Annotated in this window: 10 protein-coding genes; 3 read left to right on the forward strand and 7 right to left on the reverse strand. The window is 54.8% G+C overall.

From position 1 onward, the window contains the following. Positions 1-4 precede the first annotated feature (4 nt). The 3 genes from JSS75_08565 to sucD all read right to left on the reverse strand — a co-directional run bounded on the left by JSS75_08565 (position 5) and on the right by sucD (position 3,671). Positions 5-2,044 (reverse strand): T9SS type A sorting domain-containing protein, encoded by a 2,040-nt coding sequence (locus JSS75_08565; GenBank protein ID MBS1903740.1) that lies wholly within the window; start codon positions 2,042-2,044, stop codon positions 5-7. Between the two features lie 192 nt (positions 2,045-2,236). Next, a complete protein-coding gene (locus tag JSS75_08570) occupies positions 2,237-2,569 on the reverse strand; it encodes a rhodanese-like domain-containing protein (protein MBS1903741.1) in 333 nt (110 codons plus the stop codon). Between the two features lie 82 nt (positions 2,570-2,651). After that, positions 2,652-3,671: a succinate--CoA ligase subunit alpha gene (sucD, locus tag JSS75_08575; GenBank protein ID MBS1903742.1), complete on the reverse strand. Its 1,020-nt coding sequence runs from the start codon at positions 3,669-3,671 to the stop codon at positions 2,652-2,654. A gap of 157 nt (positions 3,672-3,828) precedes the next feature. Here sucD and JSS75_08580 point away from each other — a divergent pair, with 157 nt between their 5' ends. After that, the gene (locus JSS75_08580) at positions 3,829-4,542 is read left to right on the forward strand and encodes a hypothetical protein (GenBank protein MBS1903743.1); all 714 of its coding nucleotides are present in this window, start codon (positions 3,829-3,831) and stop codon (positions 4,540-4,542) included. Here the strand turns inward: JSS75_08580 and JSS75_08585 are convergent. Both JSS75_08585 and JSS75_08590 read right to left on the reverse strand, forming a co-directional pair. After that, positions 4,539-5,792 carry a divalent metal cation transporter gene (locus JSS75_08585; GenBank protein ID MBS1903744.1) on the reverse strand — a complete coding sequence of 418 codons (1,254 nt, stop codon included), beginning with the start codon at positions 5,790-5,792 and terminating at the stop codon, positions 4,539-4,541. The genes JSS75_08580 and JSS75_08585 overlap by 4 nt on opposite strands. 78 nt (positions 5,793-5,870) lie before the next feature. Beyond that, entirely contained in the window at positions 5,871-8,783 is a 2,913-nt protein-coding gene (locus JSS75_08590; protein ID MBS1903745.1) for a S8 family serine peptidase, read from the reverse strand. 143 nt (positions 8,784-8,926) lie between these two features. Between JSS75_08590 and JSS75_08595 the strand changes: the two genes are divergently transcribed. Then, entirely contained in the window at positions 8,927-9,949 is a 1,023-nt protein-coding gene (locus JSS75_08595) for a T9SS type A sorting domain-containing protein (protein MBS1903746.1), read from the forward strand. Between the two features lie 245 nt (positions 9,950-10,194). On the opposite strand, the gene JSS75_08600 is transcribed toward JSS75_08595, so the two are convergent. Further along, the gene (locus tag JSS75_08600; GenBank protein MBS1903747.1) at positions 10,195-12,378 is read right to left on the reverse strand and encodes a T9SS type A sorting domain-containing protein; all 2,184 of its coding nucleotides are present in this window, start codon (positions 12,376-12,378) and stop codon (positions 10,195-10,197) included. Positions 12,379-12,433: 55 nt separating this feature from the next. Continuing rightward, a complete protein-coding gene (locus JSS75_08605; GenBank protein ID MBS1903748.1) occupies positions 12,434-14,887 on the reverse strand; it encodes a T9SS type A sorting domain-containing protein in 2,454 nt (817 codons plus the stop codon). A gap of 108 nt (positions 14,888-14,995) precedes the next feature. Between JSS75_08605 and JSS75_08610 the strand changes: the two genes are divergently transcribed. Further along, positions 14,996-15,292 (forward strand): hypothetical protein, encoded by a 297-nt coding sequence (locus tag JSS75_08610; GenBank protein ID MBS1903749.1) that lies wholly within the window; start codon positions 14,996-14,998, stop codon positions 15,290-15,292. Positions 15,293-15,391: the final 99 nt, after the last annotated feature.

Below are 15,391 nucleotides of genomic sequence, written 5' to 3' on the forward strand. Positions count from 1 at the left end.
GCTATTATTCAAGAATGATCTTGGTTGTTGTACGTTCGGTACCGGTTTCGACCCGGCAATAGTATGTACCGGCTGGCAACTCTGCCCCTGACCACACAATATGGTACGAACCCGCGCTTAGAACATCGTTGACCGGCATTGCAACCGGTGTACCGAGCGTATTATATATACTCATCCGCACACGTGTAGGCGCAGCAATCGACAGTGTAATCGTGGTCTCCGTATGAAATGGGTTGGGATAACATGACACCGAGACTTCACCGGCCGTCGTCTGCACTCGAGGACTAACAGAGAGTTGGGCGATCGATCGACGCCATATCGCACTTGGGGCGAACGCGTACATATCGGGTGATTTCGGGAACAACGCAATGATAGTAGAATCCGTCAATCCCTGATTCATTTCCGTCCACGAACTTCCCGTATCCCGTGAAACCTGCACTCCCATCGTTTGCGTACCACGGATGAGTACCGAACCGTCAGACACGACAGGCCCTTGCTGAACGCATGGCCACAACTGACACCGTTCCGACCACGAAGTGCCATTATCGGTCGACAGCCATGCAACCGACTGTTCGTCGGTTGCATACAGCACCCCTCCGACCGCGGCGATCTTCCCCACTCGCGTCCCATTATCTGGGAATGTCGTTGCGGCGACCCGGGTCCACGTGCGACCGGTGTCTACCGAACGGTAGAGTCCTCCAGCTACATCGATATCGTGGAAGATTGCGTTTCCAACGAACCACAGATATCGAAAACTTCCAGAGGCGAGTGGAGACGACCATGTTACTCCGCTATCGATACTCTTAATGAGCACAGGCTTTCCTGACCAACCGGATGCGAACAACACAGACCCAACGGAGTCGATCCGTTGTATTTGCACTTTGGCACTGGTCGCATCCGGACGCTCCCAGGTGTTCCCGTTATCTACCGATCGAAATACCCCACTGTCGGTTCCGGCAAAGACAAGTGTACCGATCGTTGCAAGCGCATGTACTGTGGGAGACGTAAGTCCGCGTGACAACCCTTCCCAATGAGCGCCATAATCTGCGCTTCGTGAGACTCCGCTTGTACCGGCTGAGACAAATATGTGCTTCCCGGCGGCAGCAAGGCTAGCCACATAGGCACTCTCGAACAAGCTATCCGATGCATGCTGCCAATATCTTCCACGATCCGACGAATAATATATCCCGTTATCCGACGTCCCGAGATAGTAGTCAGTGCCGGCTATGGCGAGCGTAGTTATCCAGCGATTCCAAACTCCGGAATCCAATTGTATCCATGTTCTTCCGGTATCATGAGACAATCGAACTCCTACATAGCCCGCTTCGATCAGATCCCCCCCCACAAATTGTAAACTGGGCTCCCATCCGTTCCGTCCGACGGTATCGCGTCGGTACCAATGGCTCCCTGCATCAGTGGACACATAGAGCCCGTCACCGGTCACGGTCACTAACGTGTTCCCGTTTGCAGCAAAGCGATACGGAAGCGCCGCAAGACCAAAGGTATCGGCAACAAGCAGATCCCAGTGTTTGCCTCGGTCGATCGAACGAGCCACATCAAGCGAAATCGAATACAGAGTATCGCCGACATTCGTCAGCATACTCGACCGTGCGTACGAGGAAACGGTATCCACGGCTATCCATGACACTCCGGAATCCGGAGAACTCCATAAGCCGTACCAGGTCCCGGCGTACAACATAGAACCCAAATGAACAAAACTCGATATCTCGCTAATCGGCAGCTTTCTTACGTCGGGCCAGGTTCTGCCCGAATCGAACGATCGGGCGATTTCATTCGTGTATGGATCGAGCGCAAACACAATCGTCCCCATCGTATGGAATTGCGTCGCTACAAAATCAGGCCGATTTGGAAAGACCGACACCCAAGTGTTGCCATGATCGGAGCTCTCGATGAGTCCCGGATGCCCCGAGGTGATCACCATATCCCCAATCGTACCGATCGACCGGACCGATCCCGCTTTCGGTGATGGAACGACGCTCCATTGTGACCACGCAGTACCGAACATGGTTATGAGGACCGCCATCGAAACGACAACATGGTGCAATCCTTTCCGATTAGCAAGCGATAATTTCAATATATTCATACAGCATGCTCTGTCAAATGGTGTACACAATAGCGTTAACGCCGGCGAATGAACGGACGATCGGAAGAAGACCCGTATCTATTTTCCGAGCACTACTATAAATAGACCCCTGTAAGCGGAAATTGTTACTACCTATTCTTCAGTATTTTTTGCGCAAATGACCGATTGCAGGCGTCTCCATCCTCCGTCGATCACATGTGCATTCGTATAACCCAAATCGGTCAATGCCTGTGCAGCCCGTGGCCCGCTCTGCCCGCCGCCACAGTGGCAGTAAATCTCAGTGTTCTTATCGGGGACGAGCGATGCGATCTCAGCTTCGAGCTTCGTCTTGTGGACGTTGATCGCGCCTTCAAGGTGTCCCTCGGCGTACTTATCAGCATCACGTACATCAATGACGACAGCGTTCTTGTTCTTCGAACGATGCGCCAGGAAATCCTCGGCGCTTATGTGTTGTGCATCAGCCATAGTTATTGAACCGTATAGAAAAGAAAAGGGATTCACAGCTCATCCTGTGAATCCCATACATCCCACGAATCCCAGTTAAGAATTACTTGCGCTTCTTGGCGACAGCCTTCTTCTTCGGTGCAGCCTTCTTCGCGGTCACTTTCTTCGCCACAGCCTTCTTCGCCGTCGTCTTCTTCGCGACAGCTTTCTTGGCTACCGCCTTCTTCGCTGCGGGCTTTGCAGCGGGCTTCGTCTTTGCAAGCGCCTTCGCAACCGTCTCGCCGAGCAGCGCGGGGCTTTCGACGACGTGGATGCCGCACTTCTTCATTGTGGCCATCTTCTCGGCCGCCGTGCCCTTACCGCCGCTGATAATAGCACCGGCATGGCCCATACGGCGTCCCGGAGGAGCCGTGCGACCCGCGATGAAGCCGACGACCGGCTTCGTGACATGCTTCTTGACGTAGTAGGCGGCTTCTTCTTCCGCCGTGCCGCCGATCTCGCCGATCATGATGATGGCGTCAGTATCGGGGTCTTCCTGGAACAACTTGATGGCGTCGATGAAGCGGGTGCCGATGATCGGATCGCCGCCGATACCGATGGCCGTCGATTGGCCCATGCCGACGTCAACGATCTGCTTCACGGCTTCGTACGTGAGCGTCCCGGAGCGCGAGACGATACCGATGCGACCCGGCTTGTGGATGAAACCCGGCATGATGCCGATCTTTGCTTTACCCGGCGAAATGACGCCCGGGCAGTTCGGGCCGATCAGGCGCGACGTCGAGTGCTTCATCACTTCGTTGACCGCAACCATATCGCGTACTGGAATACCTTCGGTGATACAGACGATAAGAGCGATGCCGGCAGCTTCGGCCTCGAGGATCGCGTCCGCTGCGAATGCAGGCGGGACGAAGATGCACGTGGCATTTGCGCCGGTCGCTTTGACGGCTTCGGCAACCGTATTGAAGACCGGCACGCCGATATGCGTCGTGCCGCCCTTGCCCGGCGTGACGCCGCCAACGACCTTGGTGCCATATTCCAGCATTTGCGTGGCGTGGAAGGTGCCTTCACCACCGGTGATGCCCTGCACCAGCACGCGCGTTTTCTTATCGACTAATACGCTCATTATGTTCCGAATTGAAAGATAGTATAGAAGACAAAAATACGAAGTTCGGGGAATTGAGAATGCAGAATTGAAAATTGGGGATCGGCTTCGGATGCCAGGCGGGCGAACGAATCTCATCAGTCCCTCCGTTTGGCTGCATTCAGAAGCATCGACCCGAATGTACCGTTTCCTTGCCATTGTATTCTGCGCATCGCTGCTCTTTTCCGGCTGCATCGACATCTTTATCGATGTCGTCCACAATCCTGACAATACGTTCACCCTGAGAAAGATGGTGTCCATCGACGACAGCCTATTCGTCATGCTGCAGGACTTCGCCAATTCGATGGGTGACTCGACCGCGAAGAAGCCCACCAAACGGATGATGCTTGATTCGATGGAACATGAGTTCGCATGGGAGCGCGAGGTCTTGCTCGCCACGAAGGGTGTGACGTGGTATGCCTCGCGAGATAGCGAAGCGAGTGGACGTACGTTCATCCTTTCTGAAATCGGCGTGAAGGATGCCGCTTCACTTTCGACAGCCTCAGTGGCACTGATGCAAACGCTCGACTCCAAGAAACCGGAAGAACGCGATCCGGACAATTCCCGACCAACGGTGAAATGTGCAGTCACCGCCGAAGGCACTTCGATCACGTTTTCGTTCGAGAAGGGCAAGAAGAAACAAACCCAAGAGGATCTCGGGATGGCAACGCAACTTTTCAAAGATCATGGTCTCTTCATTCGCGTCTTCTCGCCGACGCTCGCCGTCTCAAAGAACAAACAGATCTTCCCGATCGACGGAGGTCAGGAATGGCGGATCCCGCTTGTGAAAATGATGGACGAGAAGTACCTCGCTAAGACAAAAGCAACGTTCCTATTAAAAGGCGTCCGCTAAAGTGTGACGAGCAAACCGACCGCTGCGGCGAGCATCACACCGGTCGAAATCCAGCCGAGCACAAGCACTCGCGGTCGCAGAGTGAAGCGCGACATGACTCGTTCGTTCGCGCCCATGAGCATCATGATCGCCATAATAGGCACGGCGACCAGACCGTTCACAACGGCCGCCCAGTAGAGCGCATCGATCGGGTTCACGCCGAAGAAGATCAGGATCGCGCCGGCAATGGTGATGAGCGCGATGAGTGAGTAGAAATTCTTGGCTTGTGACGGCTTCTTCTCGAGTCCTCGCTCGAAGTCGAACAACTCCGCGAGTGCGAATGCCGCCGAGCCTGCCAGCACTGGAAGTGCGAGCATTCCCGTCCCGACGATACCGATCGCAAAGAGTGCGAACGCCGCATCGCCTGCCAGCGGCCGAAGCGCTTGCGCGGCCTCGGCTGCAGTTTGGATACTGCTGCCGCCGGCGTGGTGGAGTGTCACCGCCGCGACGATCATAATCACCATTGCTGCAACATTCGCATAGGCAACACCGAGCAATGTGTCGAGCTTGATCCTTCGCAATGCTCCGGCCGCTTCCGAAGGGGCATCCCGGAGCGGATGCGCCTCTGGGTCGTCCTGCTCTTCTTCTACTTCTTCGGACGCTTGCCAAAAGAAGAGGTACGGGCTAATCGTCGTTCCGAGTAACGCGATGATTGCGGTGAAGAATGTGGTATTGAGTTCGAGTGTCGGGACGACAATGGAGCGCGCAACTTCTGACCACGGCACATGCACGAAAAACAGCACGCCGAAGTAGGCGAAGAGGGCGAGCGTCATCCACTTCAGGAAGAATACATAGCGCCGGTACGGAACCCAAACCATCAATACGATGGAAGCGACCGTAAGCAACACACTGTACACCATCGCGTTTCCCCCGAATACCAATCGCGAGGCCTCACCCATCGCGACTACATCCGCGCCGATGTTCACTGTATTCGCAACCAGCATTAACGCGACGATCGAGAACGCAACCCACTTCGGGTAGTGCTTTTTCATATTCTCTGCCAGTCCGCCGCCGCTGACTCGCCCGATCTCCGCGCTCGCCAGTTGGATCGTGGCCATCATCGGATAGGCCAGCAGCATAATCCAGAGCGTCGAGAAGCCGGTGATCGCACCTGCTTGGGAATATGTAGCGATGCCGCTCGGATCATCGTCGGATGCACCGGTAATCACGCCCGGCCCGAGCGTACGCGACCAGGCGCGAACGCGTTTCATCAAGGGGCTGGGGCGGGTACTCACGCAGGTTTTTTGATTCTGTGTAACAAAAGTACGGTGCGCGAGGGGCAGCACGGGTTAGCGACTGAACTCAATCGGAATTTCCATCTTCCCGTCGTCGAGTCCGCACGAGATCGTGCCATTATAGTGATAGCCCTGTGGCAGCGCTGGAAGTGTTTTCGTCCGTTCAAAGGAGAATCGCTCCGTCTGGCCGGGATACAATCGTTTCACGGTCGTGGCAACATACGCCTTCGAATCTTTGTCCATCGGATCGAACTCGCGGGTCTCGTGAATGTGAAGCGTGAAGGAGTGCGGCTTGTCGGAGTCCGCAAGTCCGCCGCGGAATTTCAGCACGTAGTGTGTTGTATCGTGTGCGCTGAACAGCACACGCGCACTCGCATCGCGCCAATCGAATGCACCGTTATGAACGGCGGAAGAATCCGGTCGCAGGATCTGCAATGAAATGTCGGTGAATAGATTGTAATCTGCACGATCGAGTGAGACGTCAAAGTTCGCCGCATGATCGTTCTCTCCTGCCGTGAACGGCATCGTAAATGAGTCACTCACGGCAATGACCGTGTCGATGTACCGCTCGTACCCATCCACCGTCGCAGTGACCGACCCGACCGGAACGACTGCCGTCGATTGGTTCGTCATCATGAACTGTCCTTCGAAGCCATGCTCGGGCGACGCGGTTAGTTCGAGCGGTTCTACATCGAACGGAAACGCCTTGACCGAGAGTGTTGCGTTCGAAAGCGTCTCGTCGTCGCTGCCAAGCCCGCGCTTGACGACGATCTCCCATACGCCTGCTCCAAGCTCATCTCCGGTGATCCATCTCGTCTTCTCTTCACCCGATTCTTTCGGTTGCACATGTAATCGGCCGAATGTTTTGCCGTCGTTATCGACGAGAATGGCATCGGCACTCGATTGACCTTCGCCGACGGCGAGCGACACCTCCACTGCTTTCGTCCCGGGCGGGATGCGGAAAAATTCACGACGCAAATATCCGACGTGGACCGGAATGTTCTTTACTTCGCAGGTAAAATTGTTCTCGGGCGTCAGTTCGTTTGGAATGACGACGGTGTTCCACAATTCAAACTCCGGGGTGGTACGAGCAACCCCTTTTCGGTATCCAAGAATTTTCGCCGCATAAAGACCCGGTGTGTTGAGCATCGACTCGTCATAACGGATGCTCGCTTCAAGCGCGCCGTCACCGCGCTTGTAGATGCTCGACTGCACCGGCTCGAGCCACTTTGCAGTGGAAACCAGATCGAACGCATTGAACCCCAGCCTGCTTGCACGAGTCCCGTCTTTCTTTTCATCAAGCGGGGTAATCGTGAATTCGGTACGTTCGCCATGTTTGGGATACAAGCCGCTGCGATAGTACGCCGCCGTCCCACTCCCGACTGCATTCGGTACATTCACTCTGATCGCATACTTCCCCGGTGCCCCGCCCGACTGCTGCCACTTCGAAAGCAACTCGAACGCCTTCGGCACATTCGTGAGTCCAGCACCTTCGTCAAGAATCGTCATGTTCTCGATGTGTGTCGCCGAGAGCTGTAATGCGCGCTTGATCTGTGCGGAGTTCGGAACGTACCCAGGGAATGCCTGCTTCATTGCCGAGACGAGCACTGCGCAGCAGCCGGTCGTGTATGGCGAAGCCATCGAGGTTCCGTTGTAGCGATCGCCGCCGACATAGTCAGGCACGGTGCTGATCGCCGTACCGGGGCTCACGATATCGGGCTTTGCCAGTTCGCCGCCACGCGAAGAAAAATCCCAGACGATCGTTTTCGACATTGCGACGCCGTAGAGGTCACGCCCGGTCTCGTTCGGTAATCCCGCTCCGCTCGTGATGACACTGCGTGCCGTCCCGGGCAGACCGATATTGGAGAGTCCCGGACCTTCATTCCCGGCGGCAATACAGACGGTTACTTCAGGATGCGCCTCGAGCAGCGAATCAAGCCACTGATCCATGACGCTCTGACCTTCGAGTTCGCTTCCGACACCGAAGCTCATGTTCGCGATCACGGGTTTGCCACTTTCTTGCGCGAGCTTCACGACATACTCATACGCTCGCTTCATCGAGTTGGTCACCGTCAATCCGCCAATCGTATTATCTGCGAACTTGAGCGCAACCATCTCGGCGCCGGGTGCGACTCCGTTGAAGCCGACCTGTCCGTCGATATTGCATCCACCGGCAATACCGGCAACGTGAGTGCCGTGACCACCGTCAGCAAAGTAGAGATTAATACGATGTTCGCTTGGGAAGATATTCACCGCGCCGGAGAGGAATCGTTCGTCATGATGCGTCGAGGTCGCTGCCGCACGAAGCCGGAATAGATCGCCTTTCTCCTTATACGTCGAGATGATACTCTCATTCGAAACATCTCCGTCGGCATCGCCGTCGACGACGGCAGCATAGTGATCCGGTGCGTCCTCGAAGACGATCACGCCGAAGCTATCACTTTTACCGCCGTTGAAGTTCAGATCGCCAAGCCCGTTCTTAAAATGCGACTCTTCGAGCACCGCATAATAATATTTCCCGTCGACCGGATGGATTGCAAGTTTATCCAGACCGCTGAGCACATGCGTGCCGCCGAGGAATAGCTGATCTCCTTTTCGCTCTGCCGGCTGATACGTAAGATCTCCGGTGCCACTGAAATCCTGCACGTCGATGATCTTGCGCTTCCCTTCCGAGGTTTTGAGCAAACCTTCGATGCCCGGATCGACGCCGTCGTCGAGAACAGCGACGATCGTCCCGCGACCGTCGTATGTCGGGTGCTGCTTGATGAACTCATCCACTCCGCACGCACCGAGTGAAAGGAAACTCCAGGAGTTTTGTCGTTCCATCGAGGTCGTTGAGGCCGTGGCGGTCGCGACCGTATCCTGCGACAGCGTCGGTCTGCGTTTTGCGCCGGTTTGAGCAAATGTAACAGAAGCATATACCGCAAGCAGCAGCGCGCACACTGACAGCAATGAAAAACGACTCATCGGATAACGAAGCGTGAAATGAATAGATGTACTGCAACACACGAGCGGTACAGAATGCTTCCGTCCTGTATTATTGGAACCATTGGAGACCACCCAACGGTATTGAGATGATAGTATCATTTCCATCTACTCTATTTAATACCATGATCCGATCGTTTGTTACTGCCATTGTAGTGTTGTTCTGTGTCCAGTCTGCCGTTGCACAACAGCTTGTCGGTGCGTCGGCATCGTCGACAGCTCCAATCCCGATGCTTGGGGCGTTTCATGCCGCAGCGTCACAGGCGCATGCGCCGACGTCGCCGTTGAGTACAATGGACATTCACTATTTCGATCCCTCGCTTCCAACATACGATTGGATCGGCGGAGCGAACTACGGAGGGATCGTTTCACTCATGCTCGGCGAGCGTATCACCCTGCCCACGACGGACCAGGGATATGTCGACTCCGTCTCGATTGTCATCGACAGTCTGCAAAGCGATAGTGTTGCGGTCCTGCTGATGCCGGACACACTCTTCGAGACCTCGGGCGGTGCATACCATTTGATCGACATCTTCAGCGGCAATTCGGAGTATGCTGCCGTACCACTCTACCGCCAGCAACTTAATCTTGGCGGCGAGACGGTCGTCCACTTCGATCATGTTCAGGTACCGAAGGAATTCTTTATCGTTGTCGTCACCGACGCACAACTTAACTCGGGTGTAGTGTACGCAACGTGGGTACGTGGTGATCTAGAAGCGACACGAACGCGCACGGCCGAGAATACACGTTCGGCAATGGTCGGACTGTTCAACGGACAATTCTATTCACTGGTGCTCGACAGTACCTTCATCCCCACTGGACAAACCCAGGTTGCATTCTCGAATTTATATGCTCGCGCCTTCGTCAGCAACGAAGATCGCGGCGTCTCGACAGGCTCGTCGAGTGCGTCGGCGATCACGGTTTCCCCGAACCCGGCGACATCGACGATCACAGTGTCAAACATCGAGGGGACGGGTAGCACAAGCACGATCGAAGTATACGATCTGCTCGGCCGCACGGTGCTCTCCAAGGTTGCGATGGGCAACACGGCGAAGCTCGATGTTCGCGCGATACCGAACGGCACATACCGTATGGTCGTGCGAAACGGTGATGCCGTGCGCTCGACTACGCTCGTCGTCGCGCACTAACACGTTCACCGTAGCGCACAATCGTGAACATCCCGTGCGCCTCGGTCTGCTGACCGGAGCGCACGGTGAAGTAATAGGGGCCCTCTGCCATCATCGATGCCGAAGATATTGGCACCGAACTCACGGAAGTGACTCCCACATTCGGGTCCATCTACCACAATAAACTTCTGGGGGATACCGCGCTACGCCTCACGTAGAAAATCATTGCCTTTAGGTAGTGACCATGCAGGTAGAGATCGGCACGTTCATCTGCCGAAAAGCACCGATCGAGTTTCGACCCGCTCACCTTCGCGCAACCGCACGTAATATGTGCCGTACGGCAACTCGTTGCGAGAAAGATCATACTCATAGATCCCCGGACCAATATCGAACGGATCTTCGGAGCGAACCGTACGGCCGAGTTCGTCGAACAACTCGATGCTCACCCGACTTTGTTCATCGACCTGAAACCGAAGCGTGCACGTTGTTGCCGCGGGGTTCGGGAAACACCCTTGGATCATCGTACGAGACGGCGGAGGATTATCGTCCGGGATAACAACCAATTGTTCCGGAAACGAATCGACACTGACGAATACGCCGCTCACGTCCGACCCCGCATACAAATGTGCCGAAGGATCGAAGCAGAGCGAGAGGATATTCATCGTGCTCAACCCAATGCTGTACGGCATCCAGTCTTTCATGGCGAGGTTTCGTAGATAGACCCCGCTATCGGTCGCCGCAACGATAGTCCCGTTCGGTGCCTCGATGAGTGCGTTGATTTTTCGATGCTCAATTCCGACATTCCACGGCGACCAGGTGGAGCCGTTGTCGACAGACTTGTATGCTCCGGTTCGATCCGTTGCGGCATACACAGTACCGAGTGAGGACACCAAGAAGCGCACAACATTTCCTGCGCCACTTCCAACAGATTTCGCGACCACTTTCCAGTGCACGCCAAGGTCGCTGCTCTGGTAGATCGTATCCTTGCCAGCGACGACAAGATTGCCACCAGGCAGCAACGCGATCGCATGGAGCGTGTCGTTCGCGATCCCACGGTTATACCGGTTCCACGTCATACCGCTATCGGTCGAACGCAGGACACCAGCATCCGGGGAAGCAGCAAACACCATTCCATTCGGATGAACGAGAATGTCATCGATCACTGCCGGAGGATTAATCCATCGCTTACTAACGCGTCCGATAGGACCCACGGAGTATAGCAAAGTCCAGTCGGTGCCGCCGATGAACCGTTGCTGTGAGTCGAGTGCCATACATCGGGGCGGCGATAGGTACGACCCCTCATATAACGAATCGTTTGTATGCCACGTCGTTCCTTGGTCTGACGTAGACCACACACTCGCACTGTCACCGGCAAATGCATACACGGTGCCTTTCTTGTCCGACATCAGCGCCCAGACCGGGTCGATCGGTGGTGTTATTCGTGAGATCCGGCTCACGGGGTTCGTTTCGATCCGACGCAAGCCACCAATTCCATAGCCGAGAAATGAGCCATCGGCACCTCCGGTCAAGATTCGCATATCCGAACGACGCACACCGTATGGCACATCAGTGATTTCTGCAAACGTGCGGTTAGTGTCGGTACTCTGCCAATAGCTATGCAGCGGCCCAGCCTCGCTGGCCTCCGAGATCATGATTCCCGTTGGTCCAGCAAACGGGTTTTCGTGCTGGAACACAATCGTATCCCATGTCAGTCCGTTGTCGGTAGACCTAAGACCGCTGATAGACGAGGCACTTCCAATAAGACTCCCGTCGGGCCATGGCGTAATCTGTCCAATATACTTGCCCTGCTTCGCAGGACGAAACCACGAGATACCGGAGTCATTGGATACGTATGATGTCCTATCCCAAATACTGGAGCGAACGGCCTCCGCGAGAAGAACCCCGCGCGAAGATGATGTCAATCGTGCCAGAGGCGCGTTCATTTGCGGCGAATCGATCGTCGTCCAAGTCATGCCATCATCATGCGATCCAACCAGGCCTCGGAGCGAGTCCACTCCAAAGAGTGACCCATTCGCGCCTTGCCAAATCTGCATGCCGGCAAGCGGCAGATGTCGCCACGTCAACCCATTATCATCTGAATAAAGGATTGCACCGCGTCGAAACTGATTCAAATACCAGTAATCAAATGCTGCGAGCGAGTCCGCGATGACCCTCCCAGAAGGCTGGGAGAATATGGTGGTCAGGAGACCCGGAGTACGTCGAACCAGTGTCCATGTCCTTCCACCATCGCTCGAACTGTGGAAGACGGTCTCGCTTGTGGGATGGACCGCAGCAGCGATGATCTCACTATTCGGAGTGATGGTGTAACCACCCAACTCATACGCGTCAATCTCCCCTCCCGGCCCACTGGTTTGCCGCCATTGCGCATGCAGCGGTACCGACAGCACCAGGATCGCTGTGCACACCCAAAGCCGGAATCCGTCTCGCATACTCATGCGAGGATAATAACCTCGACGGACCAGAATGGTTACAGGCCTCTTCGTTCTACTTCCGGATTACGATCGGTGTCGTCACGGACCGGCCATCGGGAGTTCTAACTTCGACGTAGTACGCACCATCATGTAGCGACGCTGTGCTCACTTCTATCGTCGACATCTCCGCCGACACGTGCTCGTGTTGCGTCAGCACGACCCGACCGAGACAATCCTGCACCCGCACATCGACCACACCGAAACCTGAAGAACTGAGATTGATCTTGAATGCGGATGCAGCAGGATTCGGGTAGAGTTCACATGTCTCACCGCTGCGTGAATTGTGTTCAGCCCCGACCAAAGACTGGTCCGTCGCCGTGGCAACAAGTTCGACGGTCGATACAGCTTCGGGTGCATTCGTATAGATATAGAGCATCGCATGCGATGTCCCATACGTCTGCGGATGAGCGCTGACGGTAAAGCTCAACGGTTTTCCGTCCGAGACGGTGAATGGGAATGGCAGTGGATTCGCGATTGAAAAATCGCCTGTTTGTCCGGCGTCCGCTATGAGCCTCACGCCATAGACTTCGAGCGGGTTAGAACCCTTCGATGCGATGATGCCGTCAAGTATCGTATCTCTCGTGGTGCCAAGCGGCGCTCGGGGAAATGTAATCTGACCGATCGTTTGCGTGATCGTCGGTGCATCGGCAGGAATGATCTTGTTGAAGGTCTGCACACTTCGGAACACACCGCTACCGTCGGTACCGGCATAGATGCGACCTGCATTATCGCGGCAGAGCGACAGGACGTTTGGAGCAGTGATGCCGAGATTATACGGGATCCAACTGCTGCCTGCTGCTGTGTCGAGGAAAAAGACGCCAGCCTCCGTCCCCGCGAATACTTTCCCCGAGGGTGTCGCAAGGAGCGTGTTGACGTTCTTCGCGGTGAAGCCTGTTGCCTTTTGATTCCACGTCGCGCCGTTATCGGTCGACCAATATATACCGGCGTTCTGCACTCCTGCGATGATCGCTCCTTGTGCGTTCACCACAAGCGACGTGACGTTACCTGCCGTCGCAGGCAAGTTTGCGTTCAGCGAACTCCATGTGAGTCCGTCATTCGTTGAATAATAGATACTCGCGTTCGAGCCGACAAATACATCACCGTTCGGCGCGACCGCAAGCGAATAGAGATTTTGTGTCGGCATACCGGAAGTAAGCTGATCCCACGTCGCTCCGCGATCGGTCGAACGGAAGATTCCTTCGGTGGAGGAAGAAACGAAAATATCGCCGTTGAAGCGGACGGCAATGCCGGAGATTAGACCGCTGGTGAGTGACGGTGAAGCAGTATTCCAAGTCTGAGCATCATCCGCCGACAACAGCACACTGCCACCAGATCCAACGAGAATATCTCCGGAGGAATCTGTAGCCGCCGCCGTACTGACCACATGTGATTTGACGATCTGCCAGGAAGTTCCTTGATCACTACTCCAAGCTGGAAAACCACCACCCTGTCCGTCGATATCGAAAGCTACTATCTTCGCTGTTCGAGTAGCGGTCAGTGAATTGATCATACCATTTGCACCGGATACGACCGTCGGCGCTGAGGGCGGTTGAAACCGATACAAAGTACTACCATCTCTGAGGAGAAAGCTCCTACTCCCTTCCGAGGCCGTTGCTCCCCAGACCGGAGCGAGAGTCTCTTTGATCCATGTTTTGCCAAAGTCCGTTGTCAGCCAGGTGAAGAGACCTCTCGCCATCAGTGCTCCACCATTTCGGTCAACGACGATTCCTTGGATCTCTTGATTGATAAATTGGGAATCGGCTACCCAAGTCCGCCCCTGATCGGTAGACTTACAGAGCGAACGATACGAGAACATATTGGCCAAAAAGAGCGACCCATCTTGCATCTCTATGATAGGTAATGGATACGATAGTATAGGGGGAAGCCCGTTTACAACCTTGCTCCAACTGATCCCATTGTCAGTCGAGCGGTACATATATTGGGCAATCACAATTAACACGCCGCCAGAAGTGCTGTAGAATTGTGTTGGCGGTTCAGTTACACCGGTAAGTGTAAACGGCGTCCAAGTCTTCCCATCGTCTATCGAACGGAGGTACCCCTGATCGCCGGCAAAGAGCAGAACGCCATTCGCGCCTTGCCAAATGCGGCCGCCTGTCACAGCCAGCCCCGTCCAAGTAATCCCTTCGTCATCCGAGGCATAAATGCTATCGGCTGTATTGCCTCCAATAATTCGATGTGAAATGAGTAGTCTTCCACTTGGTTGAATCATCAGTCGATAGAGGTTACCGATTGTTCCTCCTGAAGGAAGCGTCTCCCACGTGAGCCCGGCATCGGTCGACCTCATTAGACCTCGTCCACAGATAAAGAGATGCCCTTGTGTGTTGACAACGATCGAATTGATCCCATCCGTCCCCACCCCATTCGTCTGCTGCCACAATTGGGCATTGGAGGATTGAGCGGCCAGCAGGACTGCCAGGAAAGCGAAGACGGGAAGAATATGCTTCATCGGAGTAACAGCTTGTTGTTGTGTGTCTGAACGAGAAACTGCCAACCCCCACCGAAGTTACATTCGTAGTTGCGGAATTCTTTTCGCAGCCGTCCTCTTGAAAGGGATATGAGAAAACTATTCGTATTGACCGCATTGGTTGCCGCGATCGCGCTGAGTTCCTGCGGACCGGATGTACGCATTGTCACATTCGACACGAAGCCGCAAGGATTTTTCAAAGGAGACAGCGTGAAGCTCTATTGGGTCGTCGAACATGCCGACGAAGTGACGCTCGACGGAGTGCCTGTAAACAAGGATTCCGGTTGGGTAAAAGTCAGGTTCGACACGACCCGCACCTATATTCTCAATGCGAAAAACGGACACTCGGAGCGGACCAATAAGATGCACGTGGTGTCGCAGAACTGAGCATTGAAGATTGAGATAGGGTGCAACCACAATTTCATCGAATGTCATTGCGGGGAAGTCGCGAAGCGACGACGAAGCAATCTAAGAACGTGAAGAAGC

The organism is Bacteroidota bacterium, from assembly GCA_018266755.1.
GTDB lineage: Bacteria > Bacteroidota > Ignavibacteria > Palsa-1295 > Palsa-1295 > JAFDZW01.

Coding starts and splice junctions, on each gene's coding strand:
- JSS75_08590 (MBS1903745.1), bottom strand. CDS start 8,783: ATGAGTCGTTTTTCATTGCTGTCAGTGTGCGCGCTGCTGCTTGCGGTA.
- JSS75_08605 (MBS1903748.1), bottom strand. CDS start 14,887: ATGAAGCATATTCTTCCCGTCTTCGCTTTCCTGGCAGTCCTGCTGGCC.
- JSS75_08610 (MBS1903749.1), top strand. CDS start 14,996: ATGAGAAAACTATTCGTATTGACCGCATTGGTTGCCGCGATCGCGCTG.
- JSS75_08595 (MBS1903746.1), top strand. CDS start 8,927: ATGATCCGATCGTTTGTTACTGCCATTGTAGTGTTGTTCTGTGTCCAG.
- JSS75_08580 (MBS1903743.1), top strand. CDS start 3,829: ATGTACCGTTTCCTTGCCATTGTATTCTGCGCATCGCTGCTCTTTTCC.
- JSS75_08565 (MBS1903740.1), bottom strand. CDS start 2,044: ATGGCGGTCCTCATAACCATGTTCGGTACTGCGTGGTCACAATGGAGC.
- JSS75_08600 (MBS1903747.1), bottom strand. CDS start 12,378: ATGCGAGACGGATTCCGGCTTTGGGTGTGCACAGCGATCCTGGTGCTG.
- JSS75_08570 (MBS1903741.1), bottom strand. CDS start 2,569: ATGGCTGATGCACAACACATAAGCGCCGAGGATTTCCTGGCGCATCGT.
- sucD (MBS1903742.1), bottom strand. CDS start 3,671: ATGAGCGTATTAGTCGATAAGAAAACGCGCGTGCTGGTGCAGGGCATC.
- JSS75_08585 (MBS1903744.1), bottom strand. CDS start 5,792: ATGAAACGCGTTCGCGCCTGGTCGCGTACGCTCGGGCCGGGCGTGATT.